The following is a 14,854-nucleotide window of genomic DNA, read 5'->3' on the forward strand; positions in this document are numbered from 1 at the left end:
TTGTGCGCCTTGCCGGCGCCCACGCCGGCACATGGGTGGGGGAACACATATGAGCGGCCTGGACATACCAGCCCTGAAAATATTCGTCGCGGCAGTGGAGGAAAAAAGCCTGTCGCGCGCCGCCGAGCGCCAGAGCCTGGTGACCTCGGCGGCCAGCAAGCGCGTGGCTGAAATGGAACGGCACCTGAATCGCGTCCTGCTGCACCGGCACGGCCGCGGGGTCGAGCCGACGCCGGCCGGCATGCTGCTATACCACCGGGCCAAGGCCATCCTGCGCAGCCTGCAACTGGCCGAGGCCGCAGTCGAAGGCTACGCCGTGGACGGCATGGCGAAGATCCGCCTGGCCAGCGTGCCGTCGCCCATCCTGGTGATGCTGCCGCCGCAGATCGGCCGCTACCTGCGCGCCAATCCCCGCATCAGCGTGGACCTGCTGGAGTGCTACAGCAACGAAATCCCGCGCATGGTGGCCGAGGACCGCGCCGACATCGGCATCTACCACGGCCGCCATCCCGCGCCCGGCGTGGTTTCCCATCCCTATATCCGCGACCGGGTGGGCCTGGTGGTGCCCCTGGGGCATCCCCTGGCCGAACGCAAGGCGGTCCACCTGGAAGACGCCGTGGACTACGACCTGGTCGGGTATTTCCCGCGCCATTCCTTCGACCAGTTCCTGGCCTACGTCGACCAATCGGTGTCGCGGCCGCCCAATGTGCGCCTGCAGGTGTCCAATTTCGAGGCGCGCTGCCGCATGGTCCAGGAAGGCCTGGGCCTGGCCGTATTGCCGGAATCCATCGCCAGCAAATACCTGGTCGACATGGGGCTGGCCTGGCTGCGGCTGGAAGACGACTGGGCCGAGCGGCAGTTCTACATCTGCGTGCGGCACGTGCGCGACCGCGACAAGGCGGTCGACGAACTGGTGGAAGTGCTGCGCGAGCCGGCGCGATAGCCCGGGCCCGCCCCGCCGGCGGCCCGGACGGGTATCACGGACGGGTATCACGGACCGGGATCACGGACGGGTATCAGTACGCGGCCTTCAGCAGCGCCAGGTAGTCCTGCTTGGTCAACGGCCGCGGATTGGTCTTGTGGGCATTGTCCGCCAGCGATGCGTCGGCGATGGCATCGAAGATGCCCTCCTCCACGCCCAGGGCCTGCAGTCCCGGGGGCAGCCCCAGGCGGCGGTTCAGGTCCAGGAACACCCGGGCCAGGTCCGCGTCCGCGGGCAGGCCCATGGCCTGGCGCAGCGGCGGCAGCTTGTCCGCGAGCCAATCGCGGTTGTAGCCGATGACATGGGGCAGCAGGATGGCGTTGAGCGTCCCGTGATGATGGTTCAGCGCGCCCAGGGCATGCGACATGGAATGCACGGCGCCCAGTCCTTTCTGGAAGCAGATGGCGCCTTCCAGCGCGCCCATCATCATGTTCCAGCGGGCCTCGCGGTCGCTGCCGTCCTGCGTGACGCGTTCGATGTTGGCGTACACGCGCTTCAAACCGTCCAGCGCGATGGCGTCCGCCGGCGGGTTGACGGTGGGCGAGCAGAATGTTTCCACGCAGTGGGTCAAGGCGTCCATGCCGGTCGCCGCGGTCATGTACCGCGGCAATCCCAGCGTCAGTTCCGGATCGCAGATGGCGGCCTTCACCACATTCGGGCAGCCGACGCCCGCCTTGATGCCGTTGCGGAAGATGATGACGGCGGAGCGGCCCACCTCGCTGCCGCTGCCCGAGGTCGTGGGCAGGACGACCAGCGGCGGCGTGTCGACGACCGCGCGCGGCCTGGCGTGGCGATTGCAATACTCCCACAGCGGCGCGGGATCGCCGCACATCACCGCGATGGCCTTGGCCAGGTCCAGCGAGGCGCCGCCGCCGATGGCGACGATGCCGTCGCAGCGCTCGCGGCAATACATGGCGTGTCCGGCCTCTACCGCGTCTTCCGTCGGATTGGCCGGCGTGTCGTCGAAAATGGCGCCGCCCCGGGCCTCGTCGCCCAGGGGCTCGACGGCCATGGCGAAAACACCGGCGGCAATCAGGCCCTTGTCGGTCACGAACATGGGACGGCGCACGCCGTTGCGCGCCAGCTCGCCGGGCAATTCGCGCCGGCTGCCGAAATCGAAATGCACTTTGGTCAGGAACTGTAGGATGGACACGCGTAGGGCTCGCTAATGAATGGCGGACAGGGATCGCGGACGGTTGGCGGTGGGCCGCGCCGGCCGGGCGGACGGCATCGGGCCAGCCCGCATCGCGGCCGCCGGCCGCTGGAGGACCGGCGCCGGAAACGGCATCAATTGAGGGTCACGCCGGCCTTCTTGATCACGCCGTCCCATTCCGCCAGCTCCGTATCGATGCGTTGCTGGAATTGCTTGGGGCCTTCGGAAATGATCACCGACCCCAGCATGGTCGTCAGTTGCTCCTGCACGGCCGGCCGCGCGGCGATCTCCGCCAGATCCGTATGGATCTTTTCGATGATCTTGGGCGGCGTGCCCGCCGGCGCCAGGAAACCGTACCACGTCGCAATGTTCACGCCCTTCACGCCGAGTTCGTCCAGCGAGGGCACGTCCGGCAGCTGCGGCACGCGCTTGTCGTAGGTGATGGCCAGGGCGCGGATCTTGCCCGCCTTGATCTGCGGCAGCGCCGAGCTGAGCGTGGCGAAGGACATATCGACCGTGCCCCCCATCAGGTCGGCGATGGCCGGCGCCGCGCCTTTGTACGGCACGTGCAGGATGGAGGTATCGGTCTTCTGGCTGAACAGCACGCCGGCCAGGTGCGGCGTGCCGCCATTGCCGGACGAGGCATAGGTGAACTTGCCGGGGTTCTTCTTCAGGACTTCGAGGAATTCCTGGAAGTTCTGCGCCGGGAAATTGTTGCGCACCACCAGTACATTGGGCGCCAGGGCCAGCAGCGCGATAGGCGCGAAATCCTTCGCCGTGTCGAACTGCATGTTCTTGTACATCGCCGGGTTCATCGTATGGTTGCCCAGCGCGACCAGCAGGGTGTAGCCGTCGGGCGCCGACTTGGCGACATAGTTGGTGCCGATCATGGCGTTGGCGCCGGCCTTGTTCTCGACCACCACGGGCTGGCCCCACTTCTTGGACAGCTCCTGGCCGAACAGGCGCGCGAAGGGATCGGCCGATCCGCCGGCGGGGAAACCGACCACGACGGATACGGGGCGTTCGGGATAATCGGCCCATGAGGGGGCGGCCATCGCCAGGCCGGCCATCGCCGCGGCGGCGGCAAAAACGTGCTTGAGCTTCCAGGACGGGCCCATAGTGTCTCCATTTAGTTATGGTTCTGCGGCGCCGGCCGTGCGGCCGGCTGCCGTGGCGTCCGGATTGCGAAGGGACGCCCAGACGAATTATGGACAGGCCGCGGCGCAGAGCATTGATTTTTTGGAACACCGCAGTTCTCCGCCGGGCAATGGTGCCGGTGCGATGCCCCGCCTGCAAGGCGATGGTGACTGGCGCCACCCGCCGGCCGGTTTTTCCAATCGAGAACAGTGCCGTTCCCAAAAAGCAATCGGCGGCGGCCGGCCGTTGATACGATAGCCCCGTCGCATCGCCCGCCCGGCGGGCCGCGGCCGCGCGCCGGGGAACGGCGCCGCGGAACAACAGGAGACAGCACGATGTACGAACTTCCCGCCCTTTACATCAACGGACGCTTCATCGGCGCCGAGGGGCGAACGACCCAGCCGGTGACCAATCCCGCCACGGGAGAAGTCCTGGGCCAGTTGCCCCACGCCACCACCGAAGACCTGGACCAGGCCCTGGCGGGCGCGCAAAAGGCGTTCGAGACGTGGAAGCGTACCTCGCCGATGGAACGGTCGGCCATCCTGCGCAAGGCGGGCGAGCTGCTGCGCCAGCGCGTACAGGAGATCGCCCGCAATATTTCGCTGGACCAGGGCAAGCCCCTGGCCGAAGCGCTGGCCGAGACCGACAAGAGCGCCGAGCACGCCGACTGGCACGCCGAAGAAGGCCGCCGCGTCTACGGGCGCGTCATTCCGCCGCGCCAGGCCGACGTGCGCCAATTCGTGGTGCGCGAGCCGGTGGGCGTGTGCGTCGCGTTCTCGCCCTGGAATTTCCCGATCGGGCAGGCATCGCGCAAGGTATTCGCCGCCCTGGGCAGCGGCTGCACGCTGGTCATCAAGGGTCCGGAGGACAGCCCCAGCGGCGTCATCGCGCTGGTGCGCGCGCTGCACGACGCCGGCCTGCCGGCGGGCTGCCTGAACCTGGTCTGGGGCGTGCCGGCCGATATTTCCAGCTACCTGATCCGCTCGCCCATCGTGCGCAAGGTGTCGTTCACCGGCTCCACCGCGGTGGGCAAGCAGGTGGCCGCGCTGGCCGCCAGCCACATGAAGCGCATGACCATGGAGCTGGGCGGCCACGCGCCGGTCCTGGTGTTCGACGACGCCAACCTGGACCAGGCCGCCGACATGCTGGCGCGCTTCAAGATGCGCAATGCCGGCCAGGTCTGCATCTCCCCCTCGCGCTTTTTCGTGCAGCGCAAGGCCTACGACCGTTTCGTCTCGCGCTTCGTGGAGATCACCCGTTCGCTGAAGGTCGGCGACGGGCTGGGGGATGGCGTGGACATGGGTCCGCTGGTGCACGAACGCCGCGTCGCCGCCATGGAAAGCTTCATGGAAGATGTGCGGCAGCGCAAGGGCGAGGTCCTGGCCGGCGGCGCGCGCATCGGCACGCGCGGCGCCTTCTTCGCGCCCACCGTGGTCGCCGGCCTGCCGGCCGATGCCCGCCTGATGCATGAAGAGCCCTTCGGGCCCATCGCGCCGGTCGCGCCCTTCGATACCTTCGAGGACGGCATCCGCCTGGCCAACGCCCTGCCCTATGGGCTGAGCTCATACGTCTTCACGGAATCGCTGCGCACGGCCACGCGCGTGTCCAACGCCCTGGAAGCCGGCATGGTGAACATCAACCACTATGGCAGCGGCGCCGCCGAGATGCCTTTCGGCGGCGTCAAGGACAGCGGCATCGGCAGCGAGGGCGGCGCCGAGACCTTCGACGGCTACCTGGTCACGAAATTCATCACGCATCGCTAGCCGCGCGCCGGGCGCCGCGGCGCGGCGCCAGCGAATTGGCCAGGACATCCAATTGCCTGTCCCGGGCGGCAAGCTGGGCCGCCAGGTCGGCGGCCTGCCGCAGCAACTCGCTTTCGCGCCGCTCGGCCGCCGCACCGGCGGCCCGCAGGGCCGCCTGCTCCGCTTGCAGCCTGGCAGCGGCGGCCGCGATCTCGCCGCGCAAGGAGGCCTCATTGCGCAGCGCCTGGCGCAGTTCTTCCTGCATGCCGGCGATGGTGGCCTGCATCTCGCCCCGCTCGCGTTCCCATGCCTGCCGCTCGCGCTCGGCCGCCTGCCGGGTACGCGCCACTTCCGCCGACAAGCGCTTGCCCGCCTGGCGCTCGGCGTCTACTTCATTCAGCCACCGGCGCTCCTGTGCGGCATGCCGAGCCTGCGCATCAGCCAAGGCGTCGGCCTGCCGCGTCTGTACCTCGACCAATCGGGCGCGCAGCGCTTCGGCGTCCGCGCGCGCCTGAATGGCCGCCTGACGGGCCGACGCCGCCTGCTCCTGCTCGGCCTGCAATGCCGCGGTCGCCGCTTGCGCGGCCTGCTGCGCGGCGGCCAGCTGTTCCTGCAACGCCCGCATCCCCACTTCCAGATCCGCCTCGCGCGCCTGCAGGCGCGACTGCGCCTGGGCCAGTTCCTGCCCGGCGGCGGCCAGCCGGTCGCGCTGCTCCGCCAGGCGGCCGGCCTGCTCGGCCTGTTCTGAATCGATCTGCCGGCGCGCCTGTTCCAGGGCGGCGCGCCATAGATCCTGGGATAGCCGCGCCACGGCCTCGGGCAATGCGGCGTCGGACGAGCCGCCCAGGCGCTGGCCCAGGCCCGCGAACCAGGTGTTCAGGAAGCCCGTGATGGTATTGGGCGAGCCGCGCCCCAGTTTCAGGCGCACGCGCTCGATGGTGGGGCGCTCGCCCGCTTGCAGGAGCGCGTCGGCCGCGGCGTGGACGTCGAGTTCGGTAATGGCCATCGTTTAAGTTGCGATAAGGGAAGTTTATCCACGCTTATAGTGCGGCTGACACCATATATAATACAGCATATGTAATATTTATTATATCCGGCCGTGAGCGGAGCCTGCGGAATTAAATGGGAGAGCCATGGTCTCGCGGCGCCTGCCAAAGCCTCTCTGCCCAGAGATCGCCATCCCCGGCTCTACGTTTTATCGCGCGTTGTGACTGAGCCTAATTCCGCCGGCAGGCGCAAGGAAGCGCCAAAGCCTCCGCACCCGGAGTATGACGGCGGCGATTTATGACAACCAAAGTGCTGCAGGAGCGGCAAAACGACTGATCTGCCCGCCCCTGCCTCCGCGCCTCAGCCTGGATGGTGCAAGACCACGGGCTGACGAGTGAAGGTGCGGCGCCCCGCCTTGTACCCCATTGCGGTCAGCGCGATATCGCGCAGCGCTTCGACATTGTCCGGCGCTTCGACCACGACGAAGTCCGCCAGATTCCCTTCCGCGATCCCATAACCGGCTTCGCGGCGCATGATCCGCGCCGAGCGCTCGGTAAACATGCCCCAGACATCCGCAAGCTCTTGTGAGTCGCCACGCTGCACGATATTGGCATACAGATTGGCCTGGCGAATCAACTGGCCGTCGCCCCAAGGCGTGAACGGGTTCTTGATATTGTTGGAACTGATCGAGCAGTTGATGCCGTATTGCAGCAAGCGGTTGGCATCGACCACCCCTCGGCGCACATTCGACTCCTGGTCTCGTCCCGAGAGAAACAGGTCCGTGGACGGCAATACCGTCAGCGCCACGCCCACGTCGGCCATGCGGCGCGCGACACGCTCGACGTCGGGTAGCGGCATGGTGCTCAGGCGCGAGACATGACCGATCGTCACGCGTCCGCCCCAACCATATTGTTCGGTGAGATCGCAAACGAGCAAGGTATCCAGACGGCTGCCATCCGAGCCTGAATCCAAGTGCATGTCGATATCGACATCGAATTCGCGCGCCATCTCGAACACGCGGCGGATCTGCGTGTTTGGGTCGGTGTCGCAGTTGGGCGCTGCGCCAACGACCGTCGCCATGCCGGATTTGAGGGCCTCGACCATCAATTCATCCGTACCCGGATTGTTGGTCAAACCTTCTTGCGGCATGACGCAGATTTCCATATCGATGGCCCAGCGGTACTCATCGATCAACTGGTGCACACCCTCCAGGCCGCGCAGACCCACCTTGGGATCGACCTCGACATGCGTGCGCATCAGTGTCGTGCCATGCGAAATGCAACGTTCAAGCGTGCGTCGAGCGCGGCTATGCACATCGTCGACGGTGAAGGTGTGCTTGACATCGGACACCCGCTCCATCGCATCATGCGGGAAGCGCCGCCCCTGGCAGGCGCAACGGCCAATGACGCAGGACTTGTCCAGGTGGATGTGCGTCTCCACGAATCCAGGCGAAACCAGCTTGCCCTGCACGTCCACCACCTCGGCAGCCTGCCATTGCTGCGCCGACCCAATGGCGGCAAAACGTCCGTCACGAATCGCGAGATCCACCGGCGGCGCGCTTGCATCGGCACCGATGAGGCGGGCATTACGAACAATCAAATCAAAATTCAAGGCATCCTCCAGGAAAAAAGCCGCGCGCCGCGCTCAGGCGGCGGAGGCATCACACAAGCGCAGAGATCACTCCAGTTTGATGTTGGCGGCCTTGGTCACGTCGGCCCATTTCTTGTATTCGTTCCTGGTCGTCTCCGCCAGGACGCTACCGGGTGCGTACTCGGTTTCGATGCCGCTCGAACTCAGCTGTTTTTTGAGGTCGGGCGAAGCCAGCGCTTTTTCCAGGGAAGCGGACAAAGTCCGCAGGGCCGCGGCCGGCGTACCCTTGGGCGCATACATGGCGAACAGGCTATTGGCCGTGATGTTCTGGCCAGACTCGAGCAACGTAGGGATATTGGGCAACAAACTGGAGCGCTTGGCTGTCGGCACGGCCAGCGCCTTGAGATTGCCGCCCTGGATCTGACCGATCGCGCTGGACATGCTGTCAAAGAACATCACGGACGTGCCGTTGATAACCTCGGGCAGCGCTGCGGCGGATCCTTTGTACGGCACGTGCAGCAAGTCCATGCCCGAGCTCGTGTTCAGCATCACAGCTTCCAGATGCGAGAGCGATCCCGTGCCCTGTGAGGCAAAGCTGTATTTGCCAGGACTCTTTTTGACGTACGCGATCAGCTCAGGCACTGAACTGACCGGCAGATTAGCTGGCACCACCAGGACATGCGGCGCGTTGGCCACGGCGCCCACCGGCTCGAAGTTATCGGCGAGGTTGTATTGTTGTTGACCGGGTATCGTCGCGGCAGCAATCGCCAGCGTCGTCAAGGCGCCCACATAGACGGTATAACCGTCGGCATCGGCACGCGCCACATGCGAAACACCGATGGCCCCGTTGGCGCCAGGACGATTCTCGACAATGACAGGCTGCTTGAGATCGGCGCTGATTTTAGCGGCGATGGCGCGCGACATCATGTCTGCCGCACCTGCGGGTGGGTACGACACGACAATATGGATCGGTCTGTCAGGATAAGCCGCACGGGCCTGCCCCATACCGGACACGCCGAGACCCAGAGTCGCCAGCGCTATACAAAGCGTACGACGAGACAACGCAACACCGCACCGGGCGAATGCTTTGAAGACTTGCATGAAAACCCCTTGAATTTTTTAGAAATCTGCACTCAGAAAACCAACGTGAATGCCTTTAGGACTGGCTACCTGCTGCCATCGAGTGAAGATTCGACTTGGCAACATGGCACTTCCCGCTGCTTTCCAATGGGATAGTTGAACGGCTATCAGATTGATGTAAGTTCCATGCAACACATGCAAGTCACTTGCATGAATCAAAGCAAGTTGTGTGCCAACTTTGAACAGGGATAAGCCTGGATCGATGAGGTCTGCTCATAGAGCTCGTGCATCGATAATGAGCATTCCTTGGTGCATTGATGCTGGTTCCCGGGCGGCGCTGTCTTGGTGCGCCGCCCGGATGCGCCGATCGGCGGAGCGAACGCAAAAAAGCCCGCCGAACGAGGTTCATGCGGGCTTTTTCCCGTGTGCGGCGATGCGCGCCCATTGCGCGGACGCGCCTTCCCTGCCCGGCTCAGTCCAGCACGCAATACCCCACCGGTTGCGGCGTGCAGCCGTGCGCATTCACGGGCACCATGTCCTGGGGACACGCCGACATCACGGCGATGCAATCGCGTTCGGCGCGAAAGGTCACGCTATCGCCTGCCTGGGCCCGGGGCTCCGCGACTTCCATCTCGCGGTGTTCATGGAACAAGGTGTTCATGAAAAGGTTCAGCGGCGTCGGCACGTACCCGACGTCTATGCCCAGCGGGCGCAGCGCTTCGCGCATGTTGTCCGCGCAGTTGTGGTGGTGGCCCTTGGCGCCCAGCAGCCGGTAGCGCGCGCCGTCGCAGGCGGCGAACAGCATGCAGTGCGTGCCGGGCGATTCGTCCTTTTCCAGCCGCAGGATGGGCTCCCGCAATTGCGTGTACAGCAGGTCGCCGGGCAGCGGCTTGATCCGCCCCAGCGTCACGACGGAATGCGGCATGGACATATGCTCGCTGCCGTCGGGCAGGTATGCCCACAGGTCCACCACCTGGCCGCCGTGCGTGTTGACGACCTTCAGCGCCTGGCCCTTGCGCAGCGCCACGCGGGTGCCCGTCCGGGCCGGAAGTATTGTCAGATCCACATTCACCCCTTAGTATTCAAGACCGGCTAAAATCTGGTTAACTAGTTAATGCTACAGGTATACACAAAATGACCGGAGACAGCGTTGCCGCCGCGGCACGTGCCTATGAAGCCATCAAGAGCAGCATCATCGAATGCCGCTACCCCCCGGGTAGCAAGATCTCCGAAGCCATGCTGGTCGAGGAACTGGGCGTCGGCCGTTCTCCTATCCGCACGGCGCTGGCGCGCCTGCGCAGCGAAGGCTGGATCGACGTCAGCCCGCAAAGCGGCAGCTACGTAAAGGCGCTGGACGAAAAAGAGATCCGCGAGATTTTCGATTTCCGTCTCCTGCTGGAATCGCACGTGGCGCGCCTCGCGGCGCAAAACATCGGCGACGACCGGATACGCGCGCTCAACCGTGCCCTGCTGCAGGCCAGGACACTGGAAAGCGACGGCGACGACCAGGCCACCTTCGACGAATTCGACCGCTTCGACTCTATGGTGCATGCCGCCATCTACGAAGCCGCGGGCAATACGCTGATGAACAATGTCCTGCTGAACCTGCTGGAAAAGGCGCAATGGCTGAAAAAAGCCACGTCGCCGTCCACGCCCACCCGCATGAAGACCTGGTTCAAGGAACTGGAACGCATCGTCAAGGCGCTGGAAGCGCGCGATCCCGACCTGGCGGCGCGGCGCATCACCGAACATATCGGCAAGGCCGCGGATTTCGAGATGAGCCTGGCGTCGGCGCACGGCCGCGGCGCGAAACGGGTACGCGCCGCCTAGCGCGTGCATGCGCACCCGGTGCGCGCCGCCTAGCGGCGGCGCGGTCCCCTCGCTGCGCGGCATCGTCGCGCCCCTCCCCTAGTCGATACGGATATTCGTGTCCTTGACCATCTGGGTCCACTTGGCGTTTTCCTGGACCAGGAAGCCGCTGAAGTCCGCGCCGGCCAGCCCGCGCGGAATCACGCCGATCTGATCCAGCTTGGCACGCGTCTCCGGTTCCGTCAGGGCTTTCATAATGGTGTCCGACAGCTTCTTCACGGCGGCGGGCGGCGTGCCGGTCGGCGCGACCACGCCGTACCAGGTGGTCACCTCGAAGTTGGGCAGGCCGGCTTCCTTCAGCGTGGGGATCTCCGGCGCCAGCGGACTGCGGGCGGCGGCGGCGATGCCCAGCGCGCGCAGCTGGCCTTCGCGCACATGCGGCAGGGCGGCCAGGATTTCGGAGTTCATGATGGCGACACGCCCGCTGATGACGTCGACCAGCGCCGGTCCGGTGCCCTTGTAGGGAATATGGATCAGGTCGGTGCCGGTCGCCAGCTTGAACATTTCTCCCGCCACGTGATGCGGCGTGCCGGTGCCCGCCGACGCGTAGGCCAGCTTGCCGGGATGTTCCTTCGCATAGGCGACGAACTCCTTCAGATTGGTCGGCGGCAGCTTGGTCGTGGAGACCAGCAGGAACGGCACCTGGCCCACCAGCGCCACGGGCGTGAAGGCCTTCATCGGCTCGTAGGGCAGCTTTTGCAGCAGCGGCGTAATCATCATGCCGCTGGCCGAGGCCATCAGCAGCGTGTAGCCGTCGGGATTGGCGCGGGCGGCGAAATCGGTGCCGACGATGCCGCCCCCGCCGCCCCGGTTATCGACAATGACGCTCTGGCCCAAGGGGCCGGAAATCCTTTCCGCGATCACGCGCGCGATGGCGTCGACCGCGCCGCCCGGCGCGAAGGGCACGACCAGGCGGATCGTATGGTCGGGGTAGTCGGCGCGGGCCGCCGGGGATAGGACAAGACAGGCGAGCAAAGCGCCCAGTAGACGAGGAATGGACATGGTTTCACCTTGGACTGTTGTAGGTATTCGCGGGTTTTCCCGCTGCTTGCAAAAGAGCGCCCTGGATCCGGGGATCTAGGACGCCCTGATGATCGACTTGGTTTCGAAGTGCTCGAGCAGCCCTTCACTGCCCATTTCGCGGCCCAGGCCGCTGTGCTTGACGCCACCGTACGGCAGCTCCGGTGGGGTAATCGCGTAGGTGTTCAGGCTGAAGCAGCCCGCGCGGATGCGATCCTGCAGCAGCCGCGCCGACGCCAGGGATGCGGTGAAGGCATAGGAGGCCAGGCCGTATTCGGTCGCGTTGGCGCGCGCGACCGCTTCCTCGATATCCGTGTAGGGCTCGATCAGGGCGAGCGGGCCGAAGGGCTCTTCGCGCATCGCCCGCGCCTTGCCGCCGGCGCCCGCGATCACGGTGGGTGCCCAGAACGCGCCAGCCCCCTGCCCGGCTTCGCGCGGCGGCTCGCCGCCGGCCAGGATCACACCGCCATGGCCCGCGGCGTCGGCGGTGAATTCCCGCATGGCCTGTACGCGGCGCGCATGGACCAGCGGGCCCATCTGGACGCCATCGTCCAGGCCATTGCCGACCCGCAGCGATCGCGCCAGGGTGGCATAGCGGTCGGCGAAGGCTTCGTACACGCCGCGCTGCACGAAGAACCGCGTGGGACAGTTGCACACCTGCCCCGCGTTGCGGAATTTCGCCGCCACGCCCAGGATCGCCGCCCGCTCCAGGTCGGCATCGTCGCAGACGATGACCGGCGCATGCCCGCCCAGCTCCAGCGTGATGCGTTTGAGCGCGCTGCCGGCCAGCCCGGCGAGCCGGCGCCCGACCGCGATGGACCCGGTAAAGGACAGCTTGCGGATTTCCGGCCGCGCGATCAGCCGTTCGGAGATCCGGGCGGGCTCGCCGAACAACAGGTTCAGCACGCCGGCGGGAACGCCGGCTTCGACGCAGGCCCGCGCGATCTCGACCAGGATGCCCGGCGTTTCCTCGGCCGGCTTGATGACGATGGGACAGCCGGCCGCCAGCGCCGTGGCGATCTTGCGGCCCGCCAGCACGGCGGGAAAATTCCACGGGGAAAAGGCGGCCACCGGGCCTATGGGTTCCTGGACCACCAGTTGCTCGGCGCCCGGGAAACGCGAGGCCACGATGCGGCCGTAGACGCGCCGCCCTTCTTCCGCCATCCACTCGAAGGTGTCCGCGGTGGCGATGACCTCCGCCGCCGCCTCGTGCAGCGGCTTGCCCTGTTCGCGCGTCAAGACGCCCGCCAGGGCGTCCACGCGATCGCGCAGCAGCGTCGCGACCCGCGCCAGGATGCGGCCCCTGTCCAACGCGGTCCTGTCCCGCCATCCCGGGTAGGCGCGGGCGGCCGCGTCGGCGCCGCGGTCGATGTCCTCGTCCGTGGCCACGGGCAGTTCGCCGAGCCGCTCGCCGGTCGCCGGGTTGATGACGGGGATGGCCTCGCGCCGCGACGCGTCTAGCCATTCACCGTCGATCAGCAGGGCCAGGCGCGGATACATGGTCAGCCCCTTCCCACCACGTTGACCAGCACCTGCCGGCCTTCATCGCGGGCGATCGCGATCGCCCGCCGCAGGGTCTCCTGTAGTGCGCCCCGTTCGGCGACGCGCAAACCCACGCCGCCGGACGCCTCGGCATAGCGCTCGAAATCCGGCATCGGGGCCAGCGAGCATAGCGGCGCCATGCCCGCCGCATCGGTCCTGGCGTAGCCGGCGGCGTGGGACGAGGGATATACGCCCACCGTCGATTTATGCACGGCCTCCCAGCCGCCGTTGTTGAACACGATAGCGACCACGGGAAGGCCGTGCATGGCACTGGCGTGATGGCACACGGCGGGATTGGCGAACAGATACGCGCCGTCGCCCATCACGGCGATGACCGTGCGCCCCGGCATGGCCTGCTTGGCGCCCAGCGCGGCCGGATAGCCCCAGCCCAGGCCGGAGGCATCCGGGTGCAGGAAGTAGCCGCCCGGACCGGTAAAGGAGAAACACTCGCGTACCGCCGAGTACTCGTTGACGACGATGGCGTCGGCGGGCCGCACCGCATCGATGCAACGGGAAAGAAAGGCCTTGGTGATGGCCCCGCCCTGCTCGTGGTCGCGCGCCATGCGGCGCTCGCGGTCGCCGGAAATGGCCGCGGCGCGTGCCGCCAGCCTTTGCCGGCGGGCGGGCGCGGTGGCCTCCGCGCCGCAGGCCTGCAAGGCCGGCCCCAGCGCCTCGATCAGGGCATGGGCCGTGGTCGTGATGCCCAGGTCGGAGCGATGGCCGCGCATGGGGTAGCGCGCGAACACCGGATCCGTACCGGCGTGGGCGACGAAGGCGCTTTCCGCCGGGGCGGCTTTGCCGGGAATCCACGGGACATCCGCTTCCAGGAAAAGCAGCGCGTCCGCCCATTCGAAGATCGGCGCGCGTTCGTAGCCGACATGCAGCGGATGGCCGGAAGGCGCGTTCACATAGCGTGGCCGGGCCTCGCCGATGCCGATGGCGTAACGGTCGCACAGCGCGGCAAGGGCGCCGACCGTGCGGGCATCGGCCCCGCTGGCGGTACACACGATCACCGGTTCGCGCGCCTGCGCCAGCGCGCGCGCCAGGCGGTCCACCGCGCCCGCATCCGGCGCCGGCGGCGCGGGTATGGCGGGCGCCGCGCGGGGCGCCAGGCGCGCGGCCGGCGCGGCCAGGACTTCGCGCGGCAAGGTCAGGTACACCGGCCCGCGCGGCTCGGTCATCGAAACGAGCAGCGCGCGGTCGACCACGTCATCCAGCTGGATGCCGTCGCGCAGCTCGTATTCCCATTTGACCAGTTCGCGCACCATGCCGGCCTGGTCGTACAGCTCCTGGCCCCAATGGATTTCGATATCGCGGGCGCCCGGCCGGCCTTGCTCGAACAAAGGGGTGCGGCCGGCGGCGAACAGCATCGGCGTCTGGCCGCGCGCGGCATTCATCACCCCGCACAGGGCATTGGCGGTGCCGACGGTAACGTGCAGCATCACCGCCTGCGGCCGCCCCGTCACCATGTAGTAGCCATGCGCCATCCCCATGGCCAGGTTCTCGTGCGTGCAGACGATGGGCCTGGGGTACCTTCCGGTATCGCCGCCCGCGCGCGCATAGGCCTCCACGATGGGCGCCGTATCGGTGCCGGCGCCCACATACAGGAAATCGATCCCCCGGCGCCTCAGCAGCAGCAGGAAGGCTTCGGCCACCGACTCGGCGCCGCCGTCCGCCGCCGGGACGGAATGATCCGAAGAGACCGCTGCTGTATCCATGGCTTCTATCCTTCCGGTTGCCCGCCCGCCCCGG

General features: G+C 66.8%; 12 protein-coding genes. 3 read left to right on the plus strand and 9 right to left on the minus strand.

What is annotated here, in order from left to right:
* Positions 1–49 precede the first annotated feature (49 nt).
* Positions 50–943, plus strand: a complete 894-nt coding sequence (locus tag BAU06_RS13905; protein ID WP_066350054.1) for a LysR family transcriptional regulator — start codon at positions 50–52, stop codon at positions 941–943.
* Positions 944–1,016: 73 nt separating this feature from the next.
* Here BAU06_RS13905 and BAU06_RS13910 read toward each other — a convergent pair whose 3' ends face one another.
* The gene (locus BAU06_RS13910; protein ID WP_066350063.1) at positions 1,017–2,135 is read right to left on the minus strand and encodes an iron-containing alcohol dehydrogenase; all 1,119 of its coding nucleotides are present in this window, start codon (positions 2,133–2,135) and stop codon (positions 1,017–1,019) included.
* Between the two features lie 134 nt (positions 2,136–2,269).
* Complete coding sequence (locus tag BAU06_RS13915; RefSeq protein WP_066350065.1) at positions 2,270–3,253, minus strand: Bug family tripartite tricarboxylate transporter substrate binding protein; 984 nt, start codon at positions 3,251–3,253, stop codon at positions 2,270–2,272.
* Positions 3,254–3,607: 354 nt separating this feature from the next.
* Between BAU06_RS13915 and BAU06_RS13920 the strand changes: the two genes are divergently transcribed.
* Positions 3,608–5,035, plus strand: coding sequence for an NAD-dependent succinate-semialdehyde dehydrogenase (locus tag BAU06_RS13920; protein WP_066350067.1), 1,428 nt, complete (start codon positions 3,608–3,610; stop codon positions 5,033–5,035).
* On the opposite strand, the gene BAU06_RS13925 is transcribed toward BAU06_RS13920, so the two are convergent.
* The 4 genes from BAU06_RS13925 to BAU06_RS13940 all read right to left on the minus strand — a co-directional run bounded on the left by BAU06_RS13925 (position 5,022) and on the right by BAU06_RS13940 (position 9,737).
* Entirely contained in the window at positions 5,022–6,020 is a 999-nt protein-coding gene (locus BAU06_RS13925) for a DNA-binding protein (protein WP_066350069.1), read from the minus strand. The genes BAU06_RS13920 and BAU06_RS13925 overlap by 14 nt on opposite strands.
* Positions 6,021–6,361: 341 nt before the next feature.
* Complete coding sequence (locus BAU06_RS13930; protein WP_066350072.1) at positions 6,362–7,612, minus strand: amidohydrolase family protein; 1,251 nt, start codon at positions 7,610–7,612, stop codon at positions 6,362–6,364.
* 66 nt (positions 7,613–7,678) lie between these two features.
* A complete protein-coding gene (locus BAU06_RS13935; protein ID WP_066350074.1) occupies positions 7,679–8,692 on the minus strand; it encodes a Bug family tripartite tricarboxylate transporter substrate binding protein in 1,014 nt (337 codons plus the stop codon).
* A 451-nt stretch (positions 8,693–9,143) separates the two neighbouring features.
* Positions 9,144–9,737, minus strand: coding sequence for a DUF1989 domain-containing protein (locus BAU06_RS13940; protein ID WP_197509292.1), 594 nt, complete (start codon positions 9,735–9,737; stop codon positions 9,144–9,146).
* Between the two features lie 68 nt (positions 9,738–9,805).
* Here BAU06_RS13940 and BAU06_RS13945 point away from each other — a divergent pair, with 68 nt between their 5' ends.
* Positions 9,806–10,501 (plus strand): GntR family transcriptional regulator, encoded by a 696-nt coding sequence (locus BAU06_RS13945; RefSeq protein ID WP_066350076.1) that lies wholly within the window; start codon positions 9,806–9,808, stop codon positions 10,499–10,501.
* A gap of 78 nt (positions 10,502–10,579) precedes the next feature.
* Here the strand turns inward: BAU06_RS13945 and BAU06_RS13950 are convergent, their stop codons facing one another.
* The 3 genes from BAU06_RS13950 to BAU06_RS13960 all read right to left on the minus strand — a co-directional run bounded on the left by BAU06_RS13950 (position 10,580) and on the right by BAU06_RS13960 (position 14,820).
* Positions 10,580–11,542, minus strand: coding sequence for a Bug family tripartite tricarboxylate transporter substrate binding protein (locus tag BAU06_RS13950; RefSeq protein WP_066350077.1), 963 nt, complete (start codon positions 11,540–11,542; stop codon positions 10,580–10,582).
* A gap of 75 nt (positions 11,543–11,617) precedes the next feature.
* Positions 11,618–13,060, minus strand: a complete 1,443-nt coding sequence (locus BAU06_RS13955; protein ID WP_066350078.1) for an NAD-dependent succinate-semialdehyde dehydrogenase — start codon at positions 13,058–13,060, stop codon at positions 11,618–11,620.
* A gap of 2 nt (positions 13,061–13,062) precedes the next feature.
* Complete coding sequence (locus tag BAU06_RS13960; RefSeq protein WP_197509294.1) at positions 13,063–14,820, minus strand: thiamine pyrophosphate-requiring protein; 1,758 nt, start codon at positions 14,818–14,820, stop codon at positions 13,063–13,065.
* Positions 14,821–14,854 lie beyond the last annotated feature (34 nt).

The sequence above is a fragment of the Bordetella bronchialis genome (genome assembly GCF_001676705.1).
Lineage (GTDB): Bacteria > Pseudomonadota > Gammaproteobacteria > Burkholderiales > Burkholderiaceae_B > Bordetella_C > Bordetella_C bronchialis.